The 25907-nt window shown below is 57.2% G+C and carries 22 protein-coding genes; 11 read left to right on the top strand and 11 right to left on the bottom strand.

Features of this window, described 5'->3' with window-relative positions; all coding sequences use genetic code 11:
* Window positions 1-13: 13 nt before the first annotated feature.
* Window positions 14-853: a MurR/RpiR family transcriptional regulator gene (locus tag ACIQT8_RS07400; RefSeq protein WP_400964600.1), complete on the top strand. Its 840-nt coding sequence runs from the start codon at window positions 14-16 to the stop codon at window positions 851-853.
* An 84-nt stretch (window positions 854-937) separates the two neighbouring features.
* Here ACIQT8_RS07400 and ACIQT8_RS07395 read toward each other — a convergent pair whose 3' ends face one another.
* From ACIQT8_RS07395 to ACIQT8_RS07365, 7 genes are all read right to left on the bottom strand, one after another.
* Entirely contained in the window at window positions 938-2119 is a 1182-nt protein-coding gene (locus tag ACIQT8_RS07395; protein ID WP_400964599.1) for a M20 aminoacylase family protein, read from the bottom strand.
* 15 nt (window positions 2120-2134) lie between these two features.
* The gene (locus ACIQT8_RS07390; protein ID WP_400964598.1) at window positions 2135-2959 is read right to left on the bottom strand and encodes an ABC transporter ATP-binding protein; all 825 of its coding nucleotides are present in this window, start codon (window positions 2957-2959) and stop codon (window positions 2135-2137) included.
* A complete protein-coding gene (locus ACIQT8_RS07385) occupies window positions 2959-3843 on the bottom strand; it encodes an ABC transporter ATP-binding protein (RefSeq protein ID WP_400964597.1) in 885 nt (294 codons plus the stop codon). Before ACIQT8_RS07385 ends, ACIQT8_RS07390 begins: the two co-directional genes overlap by 1 nt.
* Window positions 3844-3852: 9 nt before the next feature.
* On the bottom strand, window positions 3853-4749 hold the full coding sequence (locus ACIQT8_RS07380; RefSeq protein WP_400964596.1) for an ABC transporter permease: 897 nt from the start codon (window positions 4747-4749) through the stop codon (window positions 3853-3855).
* Window positions 4746-5753, bottom strand: a complete 1008-nt coding sequence (locus tag ACIQT8_RS07375; RefSeq protein ID WP_400964595.1) for an ABC transporter permease — start codon at window positions 5751-5753, stop codon at window positions 4746-4748. The genes ACIQT8_RS07380 and ACIQT8_RS07375 overlap by 4 nt, the downstream gene beginning before the upstream one ends.
* Window positions 5754-5806: 53 nt before the next feature.
* Window positions 5807-7363 (bottom strand): ABC transporter substrate-binding protein, encoded by a 1557-nt coding sequence (locus ACIQT8_RS07370; RefSeq protein WP_400964594.1) that lies wholly within the window; start codon window positions 7361-7363, stop codon window positions 5807-5809.
* 68 nt (window positions 7364-7431) lie between these two features.
* Window positions 7432-11292 carry a hydantoinase B/oxoprolinase family protein gene (locus tag ACIQT8_RS07365; protein ID WP_400964593.1) on the bottom strand — a complete coding sequence of 1287 codons (3861 nt, stop codon included), beginning with the start codon at window positions 11290-11292 and terminating at the stop codon, window positions 7432-7434.
* A gap of 236 nt (window positions 11293-11528) precedes the next feature.
* Between ACIQT8_RS07365 and ACIQT8_RS07360 the strand changes: the two genes are divergently transcribed.
* A complete protein-coding gene (locus ACIQT8_RS07360) occupies window positions 11529-12266 on the top strand; it encodes an IclR family transcriptional regulator (RefSeq protein WP_138792160.1) in 738 nt (245 codons plus the stop codon).
* Here the strand turns inward: ACIQT8_RS07360 and ACIQT8_RS07355 are convergent, their stop codons facing one another.
* Entirely contained in the window at window positions 12267-13343 is a 1077-nt protein-coding gene (locus ACIQT8_RS07355) for a LacI family DNA-binding transcriptional regulator (protein WP_400964592.1), read from the bottom strand.
* A 237-nt stretch (window positions 13344-13580) separates the two neighbouring features.
* On the opposite strand from ACIQT8_RS07355, the gene ACIQT8_RS07350 reads away from it, so the two are divergent.
* The 7 genes from ACIQT8_RS07350 (at window position 13581) to ACIQT8_RS07320 (ending at window position 20692) form a co-directional block, all read left to right on the top strand.
* On the top strand, window positions 13581-14558 hold the full coding sequence (locus tag ACIQT8_RS07350; protein ID WP_138792162.1) for a substrate-binding domain-containing protein: 978 nt from the start codon (window positions 13581-13583) through the stop codon (window positions 14556-14558).
* Between the two features lie 108 nt (window positions 14559-14666).
* Complete coding sequence (locus ACIQT8_RS07345) at window positions 14667-16157, top strand: sugar ABC transporter ATP-binding protein (RefSeq protein WP_400964848.1); 1491 nt, start codon at window positions 14667-14669, stop codon at window positions 16155-16157.
* The gene (locus tag ACIQT8_RS07340) at window positions 16150-17163 is read left to right on the top strand and encodes an ABC transporter permease (protein WP_400964591.1); all 1014 of its coding nucleotides are present in this window, start codon (window positions 16150-16152) and stop codon (window positions 17161-17163) included. Before ACIQT8_RS07345 ends, ACIQT8_RS07340 begins: the two co-directional genes overlap by 8 nt.
* On the top strand, window positions 17163-18158 hold the full coding sequence (locus ACIQT8_RS07335; protein ID WP_400964590.1) for an ABC transporter permease: 996 nt from the start codon (window positions 17163-17165) through the stop codon (window positions 18156-18158). The genes ACIQT8_RS07340 and ACIQT8_RS07335 overlap by 1 nt, the downstream gene beginning before the upstream one ends.
* Before the next feature lies 1 nt (window position 18159).
* Window positions 18160-19008, top strand: a complete 849-nt coding sequence (locus ACIQT8_RS07330) for a sugar phosphate isomerase/epimerase family protein (protein ID WP_400964589.1) — start codon at window positions 18160-18162, stop codon at window positions 19006-19008.
* A gap of 61 nt (window positions 19009-19069) precedes the next feature.
* Window positions 19070-19738 (top strand): nucleoside triphosphate hydrolase, encoded by a 669-nt coding sequence (locus tag ACIQT8_RS07325; RefSeq protein WP_400964588.1) that lies wholly within the window; start codon window positions 19070-19072, stop codon window positions 19736-19738.
* Between the two features lie 84 nt (window positions 19739-19822).
* Complete coding sequence (locus ACIQT8_RS07320) at window positions 19823-20692, top strand: sugar phosphate isomerase/epimerase family protein (RefSeq protein WP_400964587.1); 870 nt, start codon at window positions 19823-19825, stop codon at window positions 20690-20692.
* Between the two features lie 133 nt (window positions 20693-20825).
* Here ACIQT8_RS07320 and ACIQT8_RS07315 read toward each other — a convergent pair whose 3' ends face one another.
* Entirely contained in the window at window positions 20826-21575 is a 750-nt protein-coding gene (locus ACIQT8_RS07315) for an SDR family oxidoreductase (protein WP_400964586.1), read from the bottom strand.
* Window positions 21576-21735: 160 nt separating this feature from the next.
* Between ACIQT8_RS07315 and ACIQT8_RS07310 the strand changes: the two genes are divergently transcribed.
* Together ACIQT8_RS07310 and ACIQT8_RS07305 are read left to right on the top strand one after the other, a co-directional pair.
* Window positions 21736-22662, top strand: coding sequence for a LysR family transcriptional regulator (locus tag ACIQT8_RS07310; RefSeq protein ID WP_400964585.1), 927 nt, complete (start codon window positions 21736-21738; stop codon window positions 22660-22662).
* 294 nt (window positions 22663-22956) lie between these two features.
* Window positions 22957-23865, top strand: coding sequence for a GGDEF domain-containing protein (locus ACIQT8_RS07305; protein WP_400964584.1), 909 nt, complete (start codon window positions 22957-22959; stop codon window positions 23863-23865).
* Window positions 23866-24210: 345 nt separating this feature from the next.
* Here the strand turns inward: ACIQT8_RS07305 and ACIQT8_RS07300 are convergent, their stop codons facing one another.
* Together ACIQT8_RS07300 and ACIQT8_RS07295 are read right to left on the bottom strand one after the other, a co-directional pair.
* Window positions 24211-24834 (bottom strand): GDSL-type esterase/lipase family protein, encoded by a 624-nt coding sequence (locus ACIQT8_RS07300; RefSeq protein ID WP_400964583.1) that lies wholly within the window; start codon window positions 24832-24834, stop codon window positions 24211-24213.
* 77 nt (window positions 24835-24911) lie between these two features.
* Entirely contained in the window at window positions 24912-25823 is a 912-nt protein-coding gene (locus ACIQT8_RS07295; RefSeq protein WP_400964582.1) for a 2-dehydro-3-deoxygalactonokinase, read from the bottom strand.
* Window positions 25824-25907 lie beyond the last annotated feature (84 nt).

The following is a 25907-nucleotide window of genomic DNA, read 5'->3' as shown; positions in this document are numbered from 1 at the left end:
GCCGGAGTATCCCGTGCCAAAGGAAAGATCGTTTCTGTTTCGCGTCAGGCAAGCTCTGCCGGAGCTTCATCCCGCCGAAAAGCGGATTGGAGAGTTCGTCTGCGATTTTCCTGGTGAACTCGCCAGCTACTCGGCGCAGGAGCTTGCGGCCCTCGCACATGTTTCCAAAGCAACGGTGACCCGTTTCATCAAGCGGCTTGGATATGAGAACTACGAAGAGGCAAGGCGCCACGCCCGAGCGGAAAAGCAGACGGGCTCTCGGCTCTTTCTGGCGAGCGCTGCCGATGTCGGGGCAGAGCAATCGATAAAGGCGCACGTCGCACAGGCTGTAGCCAATCTCGAAGCCACGTTTCTTGCTGTTACGGAAAGCCAGATCGACGCTGCCGTCAACGCAATGCTGCATGCACGCAAGGTGTGGGTCGTTGGTTTCCGGAGCAGCCACCCCTTTGCAGCCTATCTCCAATGGCAACTCACACAGGTTATCGAAAGCATTGCCGTTATTCCCGGCGCCGGACAAACCATGGGCGAGCATCTGGTCAGCATCGGTGAAAATGATGTCGTGGTTTTCTTCGGCCTGCGCCGGAGAACCACTCAGTCACATGCGATCATTGAACAGGTTCGGCGATCAAAAGCACAGCTTCTGTATATCACCGACGAAGGCGCTCCGTTCGAAACCAATGCTGCCTGGCATTTCCAGTGCCAGACACTGGCACCGGGACCTTTATTCAATCACACGGCGGTGATGGCGCTCTGCCATCTCCTCATCACGCGCTGCCTCGAAAGGGCGGGCACAGAGGGGCGGACCCGCCTTCGCAGCATAGAGGCACTGAACGAAACGCTGGACGAGTTGTAGAGCGAACATTGCACGCGATCTTCTTTCGCGTGCAGCGGTTTCGATTTTTCTCTTTTGACTACGACGCTTGGAAACCGGCCTTGATCAGGCGGTGGCTCCATCAAGCCGCTCGCCGACAATTGACAGCCAGTAGCGGATGCCATGGGCGATTGCGTCGTCGTTGAAGTCGTAGGCAGGATTGTGCAGATCGGCGCTGTCGCCATTGCCAAGCCATATGAATGCGCCCGGCCGCTTTTCCAGCATGTAGGAAAAATCTTCAGAGCCCATGGTTGCCGGCCAGTTGGTATCGACTTTGTCGGTGCCCGCGACGGCGCTTGCTGCCGCTGCGGCAATTTGCGTTTTTTCGGGATCGTTGACCGTTACCGGATAACCCGGCCGCCAGTCGATAACTGCTTCCGAACCAAAAGATTTTGCAGTGCTCACGACAACCTCGCGGAAACGCTCCTCCACCATTTTTCGGGTTTCCGGATTCATGGTCCTGATGGTGCCGCCGATTCTGATCGACGCGGGGATGACGTTGAGCGCTCCCGCATTGCCACCTTCCATGAAGGTGATCGAGACAACGACGGGATCGAAAGGATTGGTGAAGCGCGATGCGATTGCCTGCAGCGCAACGATCATCTGTGCGCCAGCCAAAACCGGATCATGTGACAGGTGCGGATAAGCCGCGTGTCCACCCTTACCATTGATCGTGATGACAAAACGATCGCCCCCGGCCATCATAGGGCCGCTTCGGATGGCAAATGAACCGACATCGAGACCCGGCTCATTATGCATGCCGTAGACTTCCTCGATGCCGAAGCGTTCCAGAATACCTTCTTCGATCATGACCCTTGCTCCAGCGCCGCCCTCTTCAGCAGGCTGGAAGATCAGCACGGCCTTGCCGGCAAAGTCGCGGCTCTCGGCCAGTCGCTTGGCTGTGGCCAGCAGCATGGCCGTGTGGCCGTCATGGCCGCAGGCGTGCATCATGTTTTCGACTTTGGATGCGTAAGGCAGGTTCGTCTGTTCAGACATGGGCAGGGCATCCATGTCCGAGCGTAGTGCGATCGTGCGGCCTGGTCCCCTGTTACCATTGATAACAGCGACCACGCCTGTCTTGGCGATGCCGCCCACCACCTCGTCGCAACCGAATTCCTTCAGCTTTTCAGTGACCAGTGCTGCTGTCTTCGGCAGATCGAAAAGCAGTTCCGGATGCTGGTGGATGGTCCGACGCCAGGTCTTGGCTTCATCGGCAAGTGCGGCGAGTGACAGGGCGTCGATGGTCATGCTTGCTCCAGGGTTTTATGCGGACACAGCTTTGCGGAAGGGAGAGCGATCCGGATCAGGGTCTGGCATCGCGTCGATCAGCAGGCGTGTATAGTCGTTCTTCGGTCTGTCGAAGATATCCTCAACCGGGCCGCTTTCAACCAGCTTTCCACGATAGATGACAGCAACGTCATCGCAGATGTATCTGATGACGCCGAGATCGTGACTTATGAAGAAGTATGTGAGGCCGAGTTCGTCCTGCAACCTGTGCAGAAGGTTCAAAACATCAGCCTGGACCGAGACGTCGAGTGCCGAGGTCGGTTCGTCAAGAATCAGGAATTCCGGTTTGACGGCAAGTGCGCGGGCAATACCGATACGCTGGCGCTGGCCGCCCGAAAATTCATGCGGATATCGGAAAAGATGTTCCTCGCGCAGTCCCACCTGCAGCAACAGTTCCAGTACGCGTTCGGTTTGCTGGCGCGATGACATGGGGACGATGTCACGATGGATAACCAGCGGCTCGGCGACGATGTCATGGACCGTCATACGTGGGTCCAGCGAGGCGTAGGGGTCCTGGAAGACAATCTGTAGCCGGGCCCGCAGGCGCCGCATCTCGGTTGGATTGAGTTTGCTGATGTCTGCACCGTCATAGAGGATATTGCCGGATGTCAGCGTTTCGAGCCGCAGGATGCAACGCGTCAAAGTCGTCTTGCCGGAGCCGGACTCGCCAACGAGCCCGAAGCTCTTGCCTTTCTCTACCCGCAGATTGATATCATCGAGGGCGCGAAAACCCTCTGTGCGCCCGAACAGGCCCTTGCGCTGGCTGGGGAAAATTTTTGAGACGTTTTTGATCTCAAGCATTACTGAACCTCCGGCATGACGCCGCCAAGGCCGCGAAGTTCACCGCGTTTGGTCTGGGCTGTTGGGATCGCGTTGAGGAGGGCCTTTGTATAGGCATGGGCTGGTTTTTTCAAAACGTCCATCACGGTGCCGCGTTCGAGAATGCGACCGCGATACATCACGGCGACATGCGAACAGACTTGCGCCACCACACCGAGATTGTGGGTAATCATCAGCACGCCGATGTTCCGTTCGGCTACCAGGTCGTGGATAAGTTTCAGGATCTGGGCTTGTACCGACACGTCGAGCGCGGTGGTTGGCTCGTCGGCAATCAGTAGGTCCGGCTTTCCGATCATGGCCATGGCGATCAGGACGCGCTGACGCATGCCGCCGGAAAACTGATGGGGGTAATCATGGATGCGTTCGGCTGCCTTGGGAATGCCGACCTTGTCCAGCATTTCCACGGCCACACGTCTCGCGGCCTTCTTTCGATCGCCTGACGAGGCGCCGGGATCGAGGCCGAGGACCGTCGGGTCGGCGTGGCCGGCATGAATGGCGACATCGACCAATTGCGTTCCAATCCGGAAGACGGGATTAAGGTTTGTCGTCGGATCCTGAAATATCATGCCGATCTTGCGCCCGCGCAACGAACGCATTTCTTTCTCGTTGGCCTTGAGCATGTCGCGGCCTTCAAATTCGATCGATCCGGCGAGATAGCGGCCGGTCGCGGGCGGAATGAGACGCGAAACGGAAAGGCCCGTCAGCGATTTGCCGGAGCCGGTTTCCCCGACCATCCCCCATATTTCTCCGCGCTCGACCTTGAGATCGATACCATGCAGGATTTGTGTTTCACCTTCGAAGCTGCGCATCGCCAGATTAAGGTTTTTGATATTGAGCAAAGTCATGTCGTCACCTTACCGTCGCGCCTTGGGGTCCATGACGTCGCGTAGACCGTCGCCAAGCAGGTTGAAGGCAAGCACCGCCAGGAAAATGGCGCAGCCAGGAAAAACGGCCGTCCACCAATAGTCCGGCATGTCCGCGCGGGCGACGGAGAGGAGCGTGCCCCATTCCGGTGTCGGCGCCCTGACGCCGATGCCGACGAAACCGAGCGAGGCAACAGTCAGCACCGCGAAGCCCATGTCGAGTGAGGCTTTCACAATGATCGGTGACATGATGTTGGGCAGGATATGGCGGCCGAGAATGCGCGGCCATCCCGCACCCAGTGCCTTTGCTGCTGTGATGAACTGCTCTTCCTTCTTGCCGATAACTTCGCCTCGGACGAGACGCGCATAGGCCGGCCACCACGTGATTGCGATGGCAATGATCATATTGGTCACCCCGGTGCCCAGCGCTGCAGCAACGGCCATGGCCAGGATGAGGCTCGGGATAGTCAGCAAGAGGTCGGTGAAACGCATCAGGATTTCATCGATCCATCCACCGAAGTATCCGGCGACTGCACCGATGATGCCACCAAAGACAATAGCGACGACGACCACCGCAAGGCCGGAAAACAGGGAGACCTGGGAGCCAACAAGGACGAGCGAGAACACATCCTGTCCGAGTGCGTTGGTGCCGAACCAGTGTTTTGCACCTGGCGCCATGAAACGTGCGGAGGTGTTTGTCCCACCCGCCACATGCTCAGGATGAGGAGCGATAAAGGGTGCAAACAGCGCAATGAAAATCAGCGCCACGACGATGGCGAGGCCAATGACGGAAAGCCAGCTTTGCCGAAAGCGATAAAATGCTCTGGACCAGTTTTCCAGCCGTGCTGAGTGGTCGCGCTTGGGAAGGGTTGAGGACGTTATGGTCATGTGTAGCGGACCCTCGGATTGAATACGCCGTAGAGCAGGTCGACGATGAGCATCGAGACGAGATAGATCATGGCGATCACCAGAGTTACGCCGATTACCGGCATGAAGTCCTGAGACAGGATCGCCTGTGTTGCGTAGAGGCCAAGCCCTGGCCAGTCGAAGACGGTCTCGACAAGAACGGTGCCGCCGAGCAGCCAGGAGACGTAAAGACCAATCACCGTCAACGTCGACGTCATCGCGTTCTTCAGCACGTATTTGAACAGGATCTTGCTGTTGGAAATGCCGAGCGCCCGTTCTGTCATCACGAAATCCTGCTGCAGCACCTCGATCGTTGAGGCACGCATCATGCGCATAATGGTCGCAAGCGGGGAAAGCGACATCGCAAAGGCGGGTAGGGCGAGGTGATGAAGAGCAATTGACAGCGAGTACCAGTCGCCGGCCAGAATGGAATCGATGGTATAAAAACCGGTTGGTCCTTCAGGTGGAATTTCAATCAGCGGAAAGCGACCGGAAAGCGGCAGAATGTCCAGCCAGGAGACAAACATTAACTGCAGAAGAAGGCCGAGGAAGAAGCGCGGCATGGCAATGCCGCCCAGAGCGACCGTGCGGGTCAGGTAGTCGACGACGCCATTGCGATAGATGGCGGCTGCAAGGCCAAGCGGAATACCGAGTACGATGGCAATCAGCATGGCGCTTGCGACGAGTTCCAACGTCGCCGGCAGAAACGTCATGATATCTTCAAAGACCGGACGGCGAGTGAAGATGGATACGCCCCAGTCACCGTGAACCAGGCCTGTCGCGTAGTCCCAGTATTGCAGGAGTAGAGACTTATCCAGTCCGAACTCCTGACGAACGCTTTCGATCACGTCAGGGGTGGCGTTCGGGCCAGCCGCAAGAGCAACAGGGTCGCCAGGCAACAGACGGGCGATAGCGAAAACGATCACAGTCAACCCGATCAGCATCGGGATCAGCAAAACAAGACGTCTCAGGGTATAAAGGATCATGGGCGCTTCCGGTGGTCAGAAGAGGGACGCCCTACAGGCGCCCCTTTAAATCATCAGTCGAGCGACAGTGGCAGAAGCTCAATGGCGTTGGCGGCAACCGGCGTGAAGACGAAGTTTTTCACATTGGCGCCGAAGCCGAGCTTGCGCTTTTCCAGGACACCGAAGATGTCGGGGGCGTCTTCAACGACAAGCTGCTGGAACTGCCTGTAGAGATCGGCGCGCTTGGTCTCATCGGTCTCGACGCGGGCTGCTTCGATCAGCTTGTCAACCTGCTCGTTCTTGTAGACGGGGTTTTGCCACTGGCCGTTGCGCGAGGAGTGATAGGCGGCAAAGGCAACGTTATCAGGATCGGCATAGTTGGCTGTCTGGAACAGGCACATGAAGCTCGGCATGGTATCGGGCGACTGGGCGGCTGCAACCGTGTCCGGCCAAGTCGCCGGGCGGATGTCCAGTTCGATGTTCAGCGCCTTCAGTGCTTCCAGCAAAAGCAGTGACCAGCGGCGCTGGTTTTCGTAGCCGGTTGCATGCATAACGGAGAGCTTGAAACCACCGTCCTTATATTCCGATTTGGCGAGGTACTCCTTCGCCTTGTCCATGTCGTGACGGTAGACCTCAAGATTTACGTCGTGGCCGAAAATGCCTGTCGGAAGTGGGCCGACCATCAGTTCGGCGGGGCCTGCGGCATCCAGCATGCTCTGGTAGTTGAAGGCGAAGGAGATTGCCTTGCGCAGGTTCTTGTCTGCGAGCGGCCCTTTGGCGGTGTTCATCTTGATCGAGAACGTGCGATATTCCGGCTCGATAACGCTGACTACGGCTGGGTTGTCTTTCAGGGCTTCCATGTCTTCAGAGTAAAGCTCCAGCGCGATGTGGGCTTCCCTGCGCTGCAGCATCATGCGTTCGGTGGAGGCTTCGCGGACGATCTTCCAGATCGCGCCTTCGAGATTGCCACCACCCTTGTGCCAGTCGTCCTTGACGCGAACGAATTCGTAGAGATTACCTGGAGCAACACGGCCCATCTTGAACGGACCCGAGCCTGCGGTGTTCTGCATCAGGTAGGCCTGACCGTCATCGTTACCGATATTGGCATCGACGATTGCCGGATTGACGACGAACATCCACGGCAGAACCTGGAGGAACGGGGCAAATGGGGCCTTCAGATCGAAGGCAACGGTGTTGGCATCGACTGCCTTGACACTGTCCGCATCGACGATACCTGCGATCATCCATGACGGGCCGCGCTTCAGCTTGACGATGCGCTTGAAGGAATAGACGACAGCTTCGGCGGTCACGGGCGTGCCATCCTGGAATCTGGCATCGGGATCGAGCTTGAATTCGTAGCGCTTCTGATCGTCCGAAACCGTCCAACTCGTGGCGAGACCCGGCTCGATTTTCGGTGGGGTGCCGACGACGCGCACAAGGGCATCGTAGGTGTTGCGGAAAAGCATGGCAGGCGCATAGCCGGTGGCGACATGCGGATCGAAGTTCGGAATGTCGACACTGCTCGCCATGATCAGGATTTTGCGGCCGGCGGCGAAGCTTTCAAGCGGCATTGAGGCGAGTGCTGCAGCTGAAACGGCAGTGCTCAGGAAGTTGCGTCGGGTCATTTTCATGCGAATGATCTCCTGGATTTTTTTAAAGTGCCGGCCATCTCCCCTTAAGATGACGGGTTGGTTCGTTTTCAGGCTGCAGTGCCGGGTTTCTTGCGTTCTCCCTGACGAGCGGTGCGGCCGTAAATACGATCGGCCGTATCTGCGCTGACATAGCCCTGCTTGACGTCGTCATCGAGCTTGTCGAGGTCGCGGTTCATCGGGTCGCCGTAACCGGAGCCTCCCGCAAGCGTCAGTTCGACCACTGTATTCGTATCGATCAGATCGACGATTGCACCGGTGCCGCAGTCCTGCAGCAATTCGCCGCTGGATTTCGCGAGGATCTTGCCGGTTGCAGTCTTGCCCGGCTTGCCGCCAAACAGCCCTTCGACCGGCAGGTCGACACCCTCGGGTGAAACGATTGCTTTGATCGGATGACCCTCGCTGTTGCGACGCGAGATGCGAACCCGCACACCAAGTCCGCCACGGTTCTCACCCGCGCCGCCGCTGTCCGTCATCAGGCTCTTTTCCCAGATGACGATGGGTGAACGTGTCTCGAACATTTCAAGCGATGAGGTCGCTGCGGATGTCGGCCACAGAAGTGAAGACTTGCCGTCCTTGGTCTGTGATGCTCCCTGGCCGCCGCCAAGTAGCAATAGTTCGTAGAAGAGAGCGCCCGTCTCCATCGACTTGCCATAGAAGCTCATCAGGCTAGGCAGGCCAGAGAAGGACTGCGCCGTATCAGGTGCGGCGTCAGACAGGGCCCGGAACACGTTCGGAGCGAGATACCAGCCCGTGCGTGTTCTCAGCGACACCGGGGCGGGCTTTTCGCAGTTCAGGATCGATCCCTTCGGCGCCTTTACGGTGAATGGACGATAGCAGCCCGCATTGCCACGGATGCCTGGCGTCAACATGCACTTGATCGGATAGGTAGCATGCGCGGTCGTGTAGGACAGGGTACAATTGATACCGCCCTTGACCGTCTGTGGCGGGGCTCCCTCGAAATCGAGTTCGATTTCGTCGCCCTTTACCGTAACCTTGATCGGGAAGGTCATTGTCGAGCCCATCGGATTGTTGGAAATCTCCGAATGGTAGACGCCGTCCTTCAATTTGCTGACCGCGTCGCGCATCGCCTTTTCCGAAAGCGACTGAACGACGTGCAACAGTGCCTTGAGGTCATGCATGCCGTATTCCTCCATGAAGGAACGCATGCGAGCTGAGCCGGTCTCATTGGCGGAGATGAAGGAGCGCACGTCGCCAAGAACCTGATCGCTGTCGCGAATATTGTCCGCCATCAAACGGAACAGGTCTTCGTTTTCAGCGCCCTCACGGACCAGTTTCATGGCCGGTATCTGGATGCCTTCTTCATAAAGCTCGGTTACGTTAAGGCCATCGCGGCTGCCGCCGATATCGCCTACGTGGCCGACAGTTCCCATCAAGGCCACAACGCGGCCGCGATGGAAGACTGGCGTGACTATGGCGAGATCAAAGAGATGACCCGCGCAAAGCCATGGGTCGTTGGTGATGTAGACATCCCCCGGTTTCATCGTGTTGACCGGATAACGTTCGATGATCGCCTTCACGGCCATCGGCAGGGTGAGATTGAAGACCGGCATGACGCGTGCCGAATGCGCCAGCGTTTCGCCATGTGGGTCGAGAATGGCGCATCCGAAATCCTGGCTTTCGGAGATGATCAGCGAGAAAGCCGTGCGGCAAACCGTCGACCACATTTCTTCGGCGACGTTGACGAGACGGCTCCACATCACCTCCAGCGCGATTGGATCGGCCTGGATGCGCTTGCTCGCTTCTTCGAGTGACATCGTCTCGTCGACGATGGTTGCACCCTTGGCGGTTTCCGCGATCTGAATACGCAGATTGCCGGTCTCGTCCACCGTCACCTTGTCGCCCGGAGGAATGATGGTGGTGGATTCACGCTCTTCGATGATGGCCGGACCCTCGACCAGAATGCCAGGGCGCATGGAGTAGCGATCATAGATGCCTGCGTCGACAAAACCGTTTCCAAAATAGGTCTTGCGTGTGCCCTTCCTGGCATCGGTACTGCTACCGTCGATACCGGCCTGACGGACTGTCAGATGCGGCACCGCGCCACTTGCGCGAATGCGGAAGGAGAGGATTTCAAGCTTTGCCTCCGATGGCACACGCGTGTAGCGAGCGCTGTAGACGGCTTCAAAAGCCTTGCGGATTTCGGCATAGGCGCCGGCGTCCAGTGTGCCTGCTGGAAGCGGTACGTTGATTTCGTGCAACTGACCGACGAGGCGCATGTCTGCTGAACGCTCAACCAGAATGTCTGTGTTCGCAACCCCGGCGCTGCGCAATTGTACGCGCCCGTCTTCCGAAATTTCATCGAGGATGTCGTTGAGTTTGTCCGCTTCGAGATTCTCCGACAGTCCGATCGGATGCGAACGGACGATGTCGAATGAAAGTGGCGCAGTGAGGAAGCCAAAGGCGGAAGCGGCACCACTTGCCGGTGGGATGATGACTTCGGAAACGCCGAGAATGCGCGCCACCTTGGCCGCAAAGGCCGGCCCGGCACCACCAAAGCCGATCATCGAATAACCACGCGGGTCCTTGCCTTTTTCGACAAGATGGATGCGGGCGGCGCTCGCCATGCTTTCGCTGACGACCTGGTGGATACCCCATGCAGCTTCAACGGCAGAGATGTTGAGAGGCTTGGCGATCGTCCCGAGTGCCTTTTCCGCGGCAGCAAGATCGAGCGTCATGCGACCACCGAGAAAGAAGGACGGATCGTAATATCCGAGCGCCACGGAAGCATCTGTTACAGTCGGTTTCAGGCCGCCGCGACCGTAGCAGGCCGGACCGGGCTCGGAGCTTGCGGAATGAGGGCCAACCTGCAGCAATCCGACGCCATCGATCGATGCAATCGAGCCACCGCCCGCGCCGATCTCGATCATGTCTACGACAGGCGATTTGATCGGCAGTCCGGAACCATTCTTGAAACGATGCTCGCGACCGGCTTCCAGATATGAGGCGATATCGATCTTGCCACCTTCGATCAGGCAGGCTTTTGCAGTCGTGCCGCCCATGTCGAAGGCGATGACGTTGTCATGGCCGGCATTCTTGCCGAACCAGGCCGTTGCCAGCGCGCCGCCCGCCGGGCCTGATTCCAGTAGGCGGATCGGGAAGGCGCGGGCAGTTTCGAGGGAAACCAGGCCTCCCGCGGAATGCATCAGGCGGAAGTCGCCTGCAAAACCCATCGTTGCCAACTCGCCTTCAAAGCGACGAAGATAACGATCCATTAGCGGCTGCACATAGGCGTTGGCGCAGGTGGTGACGAAACGCTGATATTCGGAGATTTCGGCCACGACTTCGCAGGAGATCGAGATCGAAAGTTCCGGCAGCGCCTTGGCGATGATGTCACGGGCGCGGCGCTCATGGGCAGGATTACGATAGGAATGCATGAAGCAGATGGCGATTGCTTCAACGCCATCCTTTTTCAAGGTCTCGGCGGCGCGAAGGATGGCGACTTCGTCGAGCTCTAGGATCACATTGCCATCGGCGTCGATACGTTCGGACACTTCCAGACGGCGTGAACGCTCAACCAGAGGTGTTGGGAAGGCCAGCGTTAGGTCGTAGATATCGTAACGCTGTTCGGTTCCGATCTCGAGAATATCGCGGAAACCTTCGGTCGTGATCAGGCCGACAGCGGCGCCCTTGCGTTCAATGACGGCATTGGTGACCAACGTTGTACCGTGGACGATCTCGGAAAGATCTGAGATGCCGATGCCGGCAGCCTTGACCAGTTCACCAAGGCCGCCGAGGGCGCCTTGGGAAGGATCGCGGGGTGTGGTGAGGCATTTGTGCAGACGGATCGCGGTCGCGCTCTCGTCGAAAAGGATGAAGTCGGTGAAGGTTCCGCCGATATCCACGCCCGCACGCAGGCGCTTACCGGTCGTCTGGCCAGTAGCTTGCATATGTCAATCCTAGATCACGCGAGTAAGCCGGCCCATTGAGGGCAAGCCTTTTGTTCCCGAGCTGAGACCCTGGGCAAAATTCGCCTCTGCAAGCGCATGCCTCAAAATTCAGCTTCTCTTGTTGTTGGGGAATTTGTAGGCGGTGGATTTTAGGGAGTCTAGTGCTTGTTTCAAAATTGACACCGAATTCCAATAATGAAACAAATAGGTGTCCTGATTCGACGAGAGGTAGGTCTATGGGTGTTCTTGACGATACGATTGCAATCTTTGAGTGCTTCTCTTTCGAGGAGCCAGCGATCGGCCAAGCCGATCTTGCGCGTCGCCTCGATCGTCCAAAGGCGACCGTGCATCGCGCTCTAAAGAGCCTCGTGGCGTCGGGCTTGCTGGAATATGATCATTCGACGCGGCTCTACTCGCCCGGAATGCGCCTGTTTGAACTTGGCCAAATCTTCCGCTCTCGCCACCATTTTCTGGATATGATCTACAAGCGGGTGAAGCAGATTTGCGATATTGGCGGGCACACCGGCTATATTACCGTATTCGATGGTGCCGATCTCATGGTGCTTCGCGTCGTGCGCGGCTCAAACCCTTTGGCGATTGCCTCGACACCCGGCTACAAGTCGTCTGCTTATGCGACCTCAAACGGTCGCGCCATGTTGGCGCTTCTGGATGATGCCGGCCTGAAAAACCGGGTGCCGGAACCGCTCCCGTTCGTCTCACCGAATTCCCCGCGGGACCATGCGGAGTTGCTGGAGCGGATTGGTAAAATACGAGCGACCGGCAGATCCTACGCATCCAACGAGATTGTCGAGGGCGTGTCATCGCAGGGGGTTGCGATGCGCGACCCGGATACAATGGAGATATTCGGAGTGGCGATTTCTTACCCGGCAAGCCTCGGCAATCCGGAATTGAAGGAGAAGATCGCGGTTCTCCTGGACCAGATGCGGACAGATCTCAGCATCAGGTCGGATTGACTAGAGGGCATTCTGAACTGGCATTGGGTCCCTGATATCGTCGAGGGGGCCTTTGAGTGCGGTTCTTGGCGGAATCAATTGAGGCTCGACGATGGTGACGACCGGGTGTGCCGGTGCAGCTTCCAGTAACTCAAATCCTCGTTCGAGCATCTCGGAGATGTTCGGCTTGGCCATATAGACCGGGAAGGGGAGGAAGGAGGCGAAGGGATCGTAGTCGAAACAGCCGACGACGATATCGCTGAATGCCTCGCCATCATGTCGGCCGAGGAAGCGAAGCAGTCCCTCGAAGTTGATCGACGAATTTATGAAGAGACAGCGGGGCAAGCGGCCCTCGCGCGCGAAGAACCGCTCGAACGCAAGTTCGGTCATGCGTGGCGAATAACCTGTGATCTCGATGTCGCCGCCGCTTTCCATTCCAAAGAAGGCAGTTTTTGCTTCATGGAAGCCAGCAATACGGTCTCGGCTGGCATGGTCGTCGTGGCCGCCGAACAGCACGACATCGGCCGGGTCGAGGGCGCCGTTCTGTGCCGCATGGCGCAGGATCGCCGACGTCAATACTTCCGCGCCATTGCGGTTGTCGGAAATGACCGATGACGCAAATTTGCCGGGTAGATCGATATTTACATGCGGAAGGCCGGCGCGGGCACAGACCTGGTGAACGCCATCCGGATCTGTGACACCAGCGATGAACAGCGCATCAATCGAGTAGGCGATCAACGTTTCGACAGTGCGTCGCTCTTCTTCAGGGTCGCGTCGGCCCGAAACGACCATCGGAGACAGACCGCGCAAGCGCGCCTGGGCCTCAAATGTTTGCGCCATCGAGGAGAAAAACCGGTTGTCATAGACCGGAACGAGAAGCCCGATCAGGCCGGACTTTGAACTTCTCAGGCCACGCGCCTGGAGGTTTGCGGTGTAGCGATGCGCCTTTGCGAGTGACAGGATCTTGTCCGCTGTTTCCTTGGAAATCCGACGTTTGCGCCACGAGCCATTCAAAACAGCGCTCACCGTGGATGCCGACGCGCCGGACAAAACTGACAGGTCGTAAATGGTGGCTTTCTTGGCGCTGTGGTCCGTCATCATGCTCTCCCGAATGATTCCGATTGTTAGAATATTCGTCCACTTGACGAAAGGTATCTTCGTGTTATGGTTATTGCACCATCGATTGTGCACAAAAGCAATATCGATTGTGCAGATGGTTGCTATGGGAGTGGCGAGGAGCGTCTCGAATGGGCGGGACGGGAAATTTGTGCGTGGCACCACCGAGTCGCTGCGGGCAGATCAGCTTGCCGGAGTGTTTTTGGAGGAGGAACATCCATGAAGAAAATAATCGCGGCCACTGTGGGCCTGTCGCTTGCGCTGCTCGCATCCGCGGCATTCGCCGATGGACCGAAGGTCGGCGTTGTCGTCAAGATCGGCGGCATTCCCTGGTTCAATGCCATGGAGGCCGGCATTAAGGAGCAGAGCGCCAAGCTTGGTGTTGATGGTTTCATGGTCGGGCCGACGAGCGCCGACCCCGCGCTTCAGGTGCGCGCCATCGAAGACCTGATCGCTCAGAAAGTAGATTTCATCGGTGTCGTGCCGAACGATGCCAAGGTGCTGGAACCGGTATTGAAAAAGGCGCAGGATGCCGGCATCAAGGTTATAACGCATGAATCGCCGAAGCAGGTCGGCGCGACATGGGATTTCGAACTAGCCTCCGCCAAGGGTTTTGGTGAGGCGCACGGCAAGTTGCTGGCCGAAAAGATGGGCGGCAAGGGCTCCTATGCAGTGTTCGTCGGTTCGCTGACCGTGCCACTTCACAACGCCTGGGCCGATGGCGCGATCGCTTACATCAAGGCCAATTATCCGGACATGAAACTTATCGGTGACCGTTATGGCGTGGCCGAAGACGTCGACAAAAGCCGTTCGACTGCACTCGACCTGATGGCCGCGAATGCCGATCTCAAGGGCTTCCTTGCTTTCGGATCACAAGGTCCGATCGGTGCGGGTCGTGCAGTTGAAGAGCGCCGCAAGGACGGCAAGGTCTTCGTCATCGGCCCGTTCTCGCCAGGACAAGGCGCAAAACTCATCAAATCAGGCGCGCTGACCGGCGGCTTCATGTGGAACCCGAAGCAGGCTGGCGAAGTATTCATCACGCTTGCGGACCGTATTGCCAAGGGTCAGGACCCCAAGGCGGGTGACGACATTCCGGGCCTCGGCAAGATCACGCCGGACGGCAACACGATTGTGGTCGATCAACTGCTGAAGATCGACAAGGAAAGCATCGACAAGCTGGTTTCGATGGGCCTCTGATCCTCCCCAAGGCCTGGGGTCGCGCCGAGCATGCTCGGTGCGACCCACCCTTAATCCATCATCCACAGCATCCGCCTCAGAGGCGGCTGAGCGAAGAGATTTGCCATGATGAGCGCTGAACCGCTCCTGTCCCTCAAAAACATCAAGATTACATTCGGCGGCGTTCGTGCGCTGAAAGGCGTGTCGTTCGAGGTCAATCCCGGGGAGGTGCATTGCCTTGCCGGCGAAAATGGTTGCGGCAAGAGCACCCTGATCAAGATCATCACCGGTGTCTATAAGCCTGAGGAAGGGGCAGAGTTTTTCTTTGACGGACAGCCCATCACGGCCATGACCCCGAGCCTGGCGCAATCGCTCGGAATCCAGGTGATCTGGCAGGATTTGGCGCTTTTCGGTGAAATGACCGTGGCCGAGAATATCGGGTTTCAATACGCAGTCAGCGGCAAATACGGTCTCGTCGACAAGCGCGCCATGGAGGCGGCGGCCGAAAAGGCCCTTGCTCGTCTCGGTGTCTCGCTCGATCTTCATCTGCCGCTTAAGGAGTTGCCAATTGCCCAGCGCCAGATCGTCGCCATTGCCCGCGCATTGGTGGGTGAAGCGCGGCTGGTCTTCATGGACGAACCCACGGCATCTCTGACACAGTCGGAAACCGATTATCTGATCGAAATTGTCCGCAACCTCGCCGCTTCCGGTGTGGCTGTCGTTTTTGTCTCGCATCGTCTGGCTGAGGTGCTGGAAATCTCCGACCGCATGACGGTATTGCGCGATGGCGCTCTGGTCGGTGTGTTTCCGGTCGAAGGCATGACCCAGTCGCGTGTGACAGAACTGATGACCGGTCGCAATTTCGACAGCGCTGTCATTGCAGCCGACCATGATGACCAACCGGTTGTGCTGTCTGTCCGCAATCTATCCCGTGCCAACGAGTTCGAAGACATCTCCTTTGATCTGCGCCGTGGGGAAACGCTCGGCGTGACAGGGCTTCTTGGTGCCGGCCGGACCGAATTGGCGCTCACTCTGTTCGGTATGCGCCAGCCGCATGCCGGTGAGATTGTGCTTGAGGGTGATAAGGTTCGTTTTGGCTCGAACCGGGACGCCATCCGCGCCGGTGTCGCCTATCTCTCGGAAGATCGCCTTTCGCTCGGACTCAACCAGCCGCAGTCGATTGCTGACAATCTTGTCATGGCCTCGCTCGATCGAATTCTTTCAGGTGGTCTCATCTCGCCGGCAAAAAAGGAAAATGTTGTCGATCACTGGATTTCAGCGCTCGGGGTGAAGATCGGGAAACCCGAAGACCCGATCCGCACGCTTTCCGGCGGCAACCAGCAGCGTGTCGCGATCGCCAAATGGCTGGCGATCGGACCGAAGATCCTCATTCTCGATGCCCCAACGGTCGGTGTCGATGTCGGAGCCCGGGCTGGGATCTTCGACATTGTGCGCAAGCTTGCTGCCGAAGGGCTGTCAATCATCCTGATCTCCGACGAGCCGCCGGAAGTCTATTTCAACGCTGATCGCATCATCCACATGGCCGAAGGCCGGATCAAGGCGACCTATGATCCGCGACAGATGTCGTTGACCGATCTGGAAGGAGCTGTCTATGCGTAGGTTGATGCTTGGCCATACGACCGAATTCACGCTTCTGGCGGTGATGATTGTCTTATGCACCGCGTTGTCATTTGCGACTGACCGGTTTTTCACCATCTCCAATGCCTTCGATGTTTTGAACGTCTCGGCCGTCAACATTATATTCGCGGTTGGCCTGCTTGTAGTGCTGATCTCCGGCGGGATCGACATATCCTTCGCCGTTGCAGCCTCGGTGGTGCAATATGTTACGGTGCTGGCGCTTGGTGCGCTTGGCGGCGGTAACTGGGCCGAAGGTTTCATTATCGCAGGTGCGGTTGGGATCGGCCTTGGCATGATCAACGCGGCGCTTGTCTACCGCTTTCAGATCATCTCGATCGTCGCGACCATTTCCACCTTCAACATATTCTTCGGTCTGTTGATGTTCTTCACCAAGGGGGTGTCGATCTACGATCTGCCGGAATGGCTGACCACGCGCGTCGTCTTCTACGAACGCGAGATGGCGGATGGTTCCTGGCTGGAACTGACTTTGCCGGTCGTCGTGATGATTGTCTGCTGCGTCGCGACCTGGTTCATGATTTCCCGCACGACAATCGGCCGCCAGCTCTATGCATTTGGCGACAATCCCGAAGGTGCGCGCCGGTTCGGCATCAATATCGGCGCCATGCACTTCATTTCTTTCGGATGGCTTGGTCTCATGGCCGGGATCGGTGGGCTTATGCAGGCTCATTACGCTGAAGAAGTTGTCCCCAACGCGCTTTATGGTCGTGAACTCGACGTTCTCGCCGCAACTGTGCTTGGTGGCGCGCGCCTTGGTGGTGGCAAAGGGTCGGTCATCGGCTGTGTCCTCGGCGTGCTGATGGTCTCTGTCACGCAAAATGGCCTCAACCTGATGGGTGTCTCGCCTTTCGCCTTCAAGATGATTGTCGGCGCAATCATTCTCATTGCCATCACGCTCTCCTCTGCGCGGATCGACAAGCTTCTGCCGTTCTTCGCAAAGGGGCATGCTCAGAAGAGGAGCACACGTTGATGACGTCGCTTATCCGCAGGCTCAACACTCTCTTCGGCGCGGACATGACCGGCCCGGTCATCGCTTTCTTCGCTGTAATGGTGATTTTCGGTTTCGGTGCCGATAACTTCCTGTCGCTTGGCACTTTTGGCTCCGTGGCATTCCAGCTTCCCGAACTCGGGCTACTGACTCTGGCGATGCTCCTGCCGCTTTTGACGGGTGGCATCAACCTGTCGGTGACCTTCACCGCCAATCTTTCGGGCCTTGCCGCCGCTGGCGTGCTGCAGGCCTATGGTGGCGTTGACGCACCGGCCAGTGCCTTCGCACTTGCCGTGGCGGCGGCGCTTTTGACTGGTGGCGCTGCTGGCCTGATGACCGGAGCAGCAATCGCCTATACCCGTGCCCATCCGATCCTTGTGACGTTGTCGATGATGATATTTCTGCGTGGTCTAGGAGAGTTCCTGACGCGTGGTGGCGACGTCTCCGGTTTCCCAAGCTACATGGCGCCGATTGGGCACGGATCGATCTTTGGACTGCCGATCCCGCTTCTGATCTTCATTGCGTGTGTCGGGCTCTGGCAAGTTCTGCTGACCCGTACCAAGCTTGGCTTCGGTTTGCTCATGATCGGCTCTAACATCGAAGCTGGCCAGTACTCGGGGCTCAATACCCGCCGTATCATCATCCTGGTCTACACGCTCTCGGGCATCATGTGCGCGGTGGCCGGCGTTATCATGCTCGCGCGCTTTAATTCTGTTCGCATCGGCCACGGTGAATCCTATCTGCTCATTACAGTGCTCGCGGCCTTTCTCGGCGGGATCAATCCGTTCGGTGGATTTGGACGCGTGCTGCCCGTTTTCGTCGCTCTTGTGGTCCTGCAACTTCTGTCTTCAGGACTCAATTTGATGGGCGCCAACCAGCATCTCGCGACAGCGCTCTGGGGTGTCTTGATGATCGTCGTGATGGCGGCCCGCAGTGTGGCTTCCAGCTATTTCCTATCCCGCAGAAAGAAGGTCTGACGTGCAAGGTTTCGGTATTCACGCAATGATGTGGTCCACCGTGTGGGACCATGCCGGTGCCGAGCGCGCCATTGCCGGTGCTGCCCGTTACGGGCAGGACTACATTGAGATCCCGCTGATCGACATTCCAGCAGTCGATGCACTCCATAGCCGTGCGTTGCTCGAGAAACATTCCCTTCGTGCAGCCTGCTCCCTTGTCCTGCCTGAAACGGCCTGGGCTTCCGCTCGTCCCGATGCGGCGATCGAACACCTCAAGGCCGCACTCGACAAAGCGGCCGAGATAGGCGCTGAGGCCCTGACAGGCGTCACCTACGGTGGCACCAATGAGCGAACGGGTTATCCACCCACGCAGGGTGAATACGACAATCTCACGCGCGCACTCGGCACTGCCGCAAGGCATGCGAAATCGCTTGGGCTTCAGTTTGGCGTCGAGGCGGTCAATCGTTACGAAAACCATCTCGTTAATTCCGCAGAACAGGCGGTGGCTTTGGTCGAGCGGATCGGGCTCGACAATGTCTTTGTCCATCTCGACACCTTCCACATGAATATGGAGGAGAAGGGCATTGCCAACGGCATTATCGCCGCCCGCAATCACCTGAAATACATGCACATGTCCGAAAGCGACCGAGGCACACCGGGTTTGGGCAATATTGCGTGGGACGAAATCTTCGCAGCGCTCGCGGCGATCGGTTTTAAGGGCCTGCTCACTCTGGAAAGTTTTGTCACCATGCAGGCCGAAATGGCCGGTGCGATCTCGACCTGGCGTCCTGTGGCGCGAGACGCAGATGAGGTTCTGGACAAGGGCGTGGCCTTCCTTCGCGACAAAGCGGACCAGTACCGCATTTTCTGAATGGGCCATTCGCCTTGGCAAGCTGCCTGTTTTTTCTTTAACGACCGTGGCGAGGACCACTTTGAAGACAATAGAAGACAATGCGCGTGAGATTGCCACGCACACCCTGGCACACGTCGCCGAGAAAAAAGGGCGACGGGTTATGATCGCGATTGCGGGTGCGCCGGGATCGGGCAAATCCACAATTGCCGAGCATGTTGTAGAGCAGTTGAACCGCGAGGACGGTATCTCGGCAGCGCTATTTCCAATGGACGGATACCATTATGACGATGCGGTGCTCGAAGATATGGGTCGCCGTGCGTTCAAAGGTGCGATCGATACCTTCGATGCACACGGACTGCGCCATATGCTTGTGCGCCTCAAGGCCAACGAAGACGACGTGATCGCTGTGCCGGTCTTCGACCGTTCGATCGAGATTTCTCGCGCAGGCGGAAGATTGATACCGCAATCCGTCGATATCATTGTTTGCGAAGGCAACTACCTGCTTTCGCACCAGACGCCGTGGAATCTTCTGAAGCCAATTTTCGATCTCACCGTCTTTGTTGACGTCGATGAGAATGATCTGCGCCGACGCCTTCAAGATCGTTGGCGCGGCTTCGGACTGGATGATGCCGAAATCACCAGAAAGGTTGAGGAAAACGACCTGCCCAATGGCATGTCGATCATCTCAGCGAGCGCCGAACCGGACTTGCGCGTGAAAAATCCGGGCAGCGGACAGAACGAGTTCTGAGACCGATACGATTTCCCGCACCGATGCAAGAGGTGCTGCGGTCGTGAAACTGACACCGATAGCTGAAAATTGAGAGAGGCTCTTATGAAACACGGAATCTATTACTCCTACTGGGAACATGAGTGGAGCGCCAAGTTCGGTCCGTATGTCGAGAAGGTTGCCAAACTTGGCTTCGATGTTATCGAGGTCGCAGCCCATCATATCAACGAATATAGCGATGCAGAACTTGCCGAGATCAGGCAGAGCGCGAAGGATAACGGTATCATTCTGACTGCGGGCATCGGTCCGTCCAAGACGAAGAACCTATCCTCGCCGGATCTGGCGGTTCGCCAGGCCGGCAAGTTGTTCTTTGAGCAGACACTGACGAATGTTGCCAAGCTCGATATCAAGACAATCGGTGGCGCTCTGCATTCCTATTGGCCGGTGGATTATTCGAAGCCGGTTGACAAGGAAGGCGATCGTGCCCGTGGCGTTGAAGGCATCCATGGTATCGCGGACTTTGCCGGCAATTTAGGAATCAATCTTTGCATCGAGGTTCTCAATCGCTTCGAAAACCACGTTCTGAACACTGCTGCCGAAGGTGTCGCTTTCGTGAAGGACGTCGGTATATCGAACGTCAAAGTCATGCTCGACACGTTCCACATGAACATCGAAGAAGATAGCTTCGGTGAAGCCATCCGCACCGCCGGGCCATTGCTTGGGCATTTCCACACTGGAGAAAGCAATCGTCGCGTACCGGGCAAAGGCCGCATACCGTGGCATGAAATTGGCCTCGCACTTCGCGATATCAACTATACTGGTGCTGTCGTGATGGAACCCTTCGTCAAAACCGGTGGCACCATCGGCTCCGACATCAAGGTTTGGCGCGATCTGACCGACGGCGCCAATGAAGCAAAAATGGACGAAGATGCTCGCAATTCCCTGGCCTTCTCACGTTTCGTGCTGGGGGGCTAATACAAGGTGCAGCCAATGGGACGGTTTGGCGGCGGTGTTCGCACCATCCTGATCCACTGTGCTTAGAATGAAAGAGGCCGCGAATGCGGCCCCTTTCTGAATGGAATTGTCGAAAGTGAATGATGGCACGCGTTCAAAGCGTGCCCATACCACCGTCCATCATCAACTCCGCGCCGACTGTAAAGCTCGCTTCATCAGAGGCCAGAAACACCACGGCTTTGGCAACTTCTGATGGGGTGCCAAAACGGCCGGCAGGAACTTGCGCCAAAACACCTGCGGCCATTGCCTTTGTGCCTTCTTCAGAAAGGCCGAGCTTGCCGTAAAGCGGGGTGGTGATGGGGCCTGGGCTGACAGCATTGATGCGGATGCCGCGTCCGATCAGCTCCCCTGACAATGTCCGCGCCATCGATAGAAGTGCGGCTTTGCTGGCGCCATAGACGCTCGATGTTGGCATGCCGACATGCGCGTTGACCGAAGTGTTGAGCACAATCGAAGCCGGATTGCTCAAAAGCGGCAAGAGCGCCTGGATAAGGAAGAACGGTCCCTTTACGTTGATGTCGAAGGTGCGTTCAAACCCCGCTTCGTCCCAGTTTTCGATAGGCCGGAGATCGGCGACACCGGCATTGACGAAGACAATGTCGAGCTTGCCGAATGCTTTCTCGATTTCGGCGGCGACGGTTTTTTGTGCAGCAACGTCGCTGGCATCGGCACGGATGATCAGCACGTCGTCACCAAGTTCGCTACGTGCAGCTTCCATGGTTTTAGGGTTCGTACCGGTAATGGCGACACGGGCGCCTTCGGCGATGAACTGTTTAGCGGTTTCGAGGCCGATGCCGCTGGTGCCGCCGGTGATCAGGGCAGTCTTGTTTGCGAGACGGTTCATGGTGGTGGTCCTTTTCAAATCAAAGAGTTGGTCGGTTGAGCAAGACCGGTCGGCGCATCTGTTGTCTTCGTCAGGCCGTTTGCTTGAGGTGAATATGGCTTTTTTTCTTCGTTCGGATTAGTCTGCAAAAGGCGGTTCTATTTTCCGGATTTTCCGAACGATGATGAAGCTTGAAGGCATTGCCGTTTTTGTTGCAATCAGCGAAGCGGGTTCGATCAGCGAGGCAGCGAGACGCCTGCGACAATCGAAATCCGTTGTCAGCGAACGGCTGGCAGAACTGGAGCGAGCCCTGGGTGCCAAACTCGTGCATAGGACGACGCGCCGGCTGACCTTAACGGAGGACGGTGCTGCCTTCCTCAATCGCGCCCGGCGGATTGTCGGGGATGTCGAACGTGCCGCAGCAGATATGGCAGAGCGGCGCGGCGCCATGGTCGGACCGCTGCGTATTTCTGCGCCCGTGACCTTTGGGCGAATGCACCTCGGGCCAGCGCTTTATCCGTTTCTTGCAGCTCATCCGCAGATCGAGTTGACGCTGGATCTTGACGACCGCAGGGTCGACGCGAGCTCTGGCGGGTTCGATGCCGTTATCCGTCACGGCCCCATTCTCGATTCACGATTGATGGCGTGGAAACTCGCTCCAAGCAGTCGCGTGCTTTGTGCCTCGCCCGCATATATCGCCGAACATGGAGCGCCGGGTTCGATTGATGAACTGTCAGGTCACAAAGGTATTTTCTACACCAATCGCGGCGTTTCCGACTGGCGCTTTCCACGCGGTTCTGCTGGAGGTGTCGATGCTGACGCCATCGTTGTGCATGGGCGATTGGGATTAGGACTGAACAACGGAGACATGATCCGAGACGCCGCAATAGCGGGGTTGGGTATCGCGTTGCTGCCGATGTTCATTGCCGGTCCGGCGATGAAGTCCGGCGCGCTTCTTCCCATAGACATCGGTATGCGGCCCGAGGGCGAGTTCATCTATTTGGCGCACCCTGAAGGACGCAACCCTTCGGCCAAACTGCGTGCTATGGCAGATCATTTGAGCGCGACGTTCGGAAATCCACCCTATTGGGATCATCCGACAGTGTGAAGCTTGTGAATAAAGCGAGATTTTCTTGCCATGGTTTCCGCTTTTCCAAAGCGAAAAATAAGCGAAATTTGTTTTCTCAAACCATCGGTCTTCCTCGTTCGGTCAGCGCAAAGGCTTCGGCCTTATAAACGAGGGGATTGGGCTTGGAACGGCGGGTCCATTTCTCACTTTGGCAGACCGGGTTTTCCACAGGCGATGGCCTTGATCGTTAAAAATTTAACAATTCATTTAATATTCCGGTCATTCACGGGTCTTTACCTTTCGCCCGGCTGGGGATCGTCCGAAAGGTTACAGATGTTTGCAAAGATCCGATCATCACTGACACTTAAACTGTTTTTCGCATCCTTCGTAAGTACCCACCTTCCGCTCGTAGCAGCACTTATCTATTACATTAAAAATCAACACCTTGAACCGATGACGACGATTGCTCTTCTGCTTGCGGCAACTGTCGCCGGAACCGCACTTTGCCTTGGTTCGCTTTGGTTGTCGCTGCATCCTCTGAGGCAGTTGCGAGCCGCGATTTTGCAGTTCCGCAAGTCACGGACTGCCTGCGACATACGCTCGGAGCGCAGAGACGAGATCGGGCTGATCACGAATGCCTTTTCCAACCTCACCACGGATCTGGCGAGAACGCTCGAAACCCTCGAGCGCCAGGCAACGTTTGATGTTTTGACGGGGCTGCGCAACAGACGTTGGCTCATCGACAACGCTCCGGCCCCGCTGTCACGCGCCAAGCGCGAGGGCACCAACCTCGCCGTAATCGCGATGGATATCGACCACTTCAAATCGATCAATGACCAATATGGACATGATGTGGGCGACAAGGCGCTGACCGCTGTTGGTGCGGTAATTCTTGCCGGTGTACGCCCCTATGACCTGGCGGCTCGTATTGGTGGCGAGGAGTTCGCCATTCTTCTGCCAGGTTGTGACCAGGCTGCGGCAAGTGAAATTGCCAATCGCATGAGAATGCAGTTGGCCCGCACGTCCATCTTGCCGGATGGTGGCGCCGTCACCGCAAGCTTCGGTGTTTACCAGGCGTCGCCGGAAACAGAGACCCTGGCCACCATGCTGAAACAGGCTGATACGAACCTCTATACGGCCAAGCGTGCCGGACGAAACCGTGTGATCGGGTCTCGCGCCAATGCTCTTGAGCACAGTTTCTCACCGCGGGATGAAAAACGCAGATCGACCAGAGACGCTTGAGCCTGGATTGATAAAGGTGGTTTCGGTTCGACGGCGGCAACGATGTGGCCGTCGAACTCTGTTTTCGGTCAAAGGAACTGCTTGTATCGGGGGTGAGGTCGACAGCGGTGGCTTAGCGACCAGCCTCGGAAGCGTAAGGCCGTGTAAGAATTTGAGACCTTTCGAAGCCGCGATCATCCCCCAACGCCATTATTGAAAAGGCGCATGCTGCAGCCGAGGCGTGGCTTCTTGTGGTCTACGAGGGGGCGACGCTTGCGCAAATCGCGAAGTTGGCGCTTGCCGAAAATGGAAAGGGTTCGGCAAACGTTTTGTTGGAAAGCGGGCGAGAAGCTGGGAGCCTCTCGATCAACGAAAAAGGCCGCTAGCTTTCAGGGCGCCGGACCAGACCGCATAACCGGCAGCGTTCATGTGGACCAGATCGGGAAGGTAGTATCGAAACATCGGTAAGCCATTTTCACCGATGAGCCCCGCACTCGGGTCCAGCCATTTGGTTTTGTCTGCGCCATCGCACCAGTCGCGAACGAGGTGGTTGAACTGCTCGAATTCGTCGCGGTAGATCCAGCGTGCGGGGCTGTGTTTGATCAACAGAACATAGACTTCCGCCTCAGGCATTTTTTCTGAAATTCGCGCGCGCAAGTCCTGCAAGTGTTTGAAGGTCGTGCGGGCTGTCAGGCCATCGCTTGCGATATCGTTTTCACCGAAATAGAGCGCGATCTGGCGTGTTTTGAGCGGTGTCAAAAGCTGATCGAGATAATGAATGCCCGAGAGGCAGGTGCCGCCACCGAAGCCAAGATTGACGACGTCAAATGACCCAAGATCTTCCGCAATGGAATTCCAGATCCGGAAGGAGGACGATCCATAGAACGCGATTGGGTCAGCCGGCAGGCCAATACGCTCCAGTCGCGCCAGCACGGTGATGATATCGTTTTCGTGACGGCTCGTGCCGATATTATTGGGAAAATCGTACATCTCGATCCTCAAGCTTGCTGGCAGTTGTTGAACAGGCGAACACATCGTTGTTTGGATGCCATGCTCGCCTGCCAGACTTACGATAGCGTTTCGTTCAGGATCGTGAGGGCGCCGCGGGTCAGTGCGTCGTCAGACCCCATGGATATGTTGAGACCGAACAGGTTCGCGGCGATCAGATAAAGATCGTTGAGACCATCATTGCCCACGATGACGGCAGGCTGCCCTTCGGAAAACCATCCTCCTTCGCGGGCCTGCAAGAATTCCTGCCCGATCACCAGCCCATGGACGTAGGAGCGCAACTGGTCTGCTGAAAGTTTTCCGGCGAGCCCGCCGGTTCTCGCGGAGAAGAGGAGCGATAGCATGCTGCCAGACTTTTTCGCTTCTTCGAGGCCCCAGCGATACGCTTCTGGATCATTGACAGGGGGTTGTGTTGCACCGCGTGCAATAAAGGAATGGTTCAGCAGCAAGGCAAAGATCTCACCGGTCACGAATGTCTGGAAACCGTCGATCCTGCCAGCCCTGATCCGCGCCCATTTGCTGTGGGTTCCAGGTAGAATAACGGTTGCGTCCTCCGACAGGCCGTAGCCGACGACCTGGGTTTCCTCGCCGCGCATCACGTCCGGAAATGGCTGTCGAGCAGGGTCGGTCAAACCCGGCAGGAACACCAGTTCGGAACCATTCGGCAATGATCGTCTCACGGTTCCGGCAGCAAGCTCTGCCGGTCCAGCGGGACTGGGAACATAGGCGACTTCAACCCAGCCGTTGCGGCTGGTGATCATGCCCAGTGCTGCAACCGGTAGAGCGCCGTGCGCGGTAAACCAGCCATCAAGCGCCGTCATGAGTGCGGCTTCGTGTTCCCCCTTGGCGAGCGTCGAAATACCTTGCGCCGTTTCCAGACTGTCCAGCTCTTCGCCGCTGTTGGCGACCAGTGCCGCCCTCAAGGATGTGGTCCCCCAGTCGACAATGATCGATGTCGCTTGCTGGTCCATTGCGTAAGCCTCCTCCGCTTCATGTGCTCTGGGGGCTTGTCATAAGGCTCCATCCTATGTAGTGTCAATTAGTGAAATCAAGGT

It is taken from the genome of Agrobacterium sp. NPDC090273 (genome assembly GCF_044772305.1).
Taxonomy (GTDB): Bacteria; Pseudomonadota; Alphaproteobacteria; order Rhizobiales; family Rhizobiaceae; genus Agrobacterium.
The sequence above is the reverse complement of the archived record's forward strand: the minus strand, read 5'-3'. Positions and strand labels throughout refer to the sequence as shown.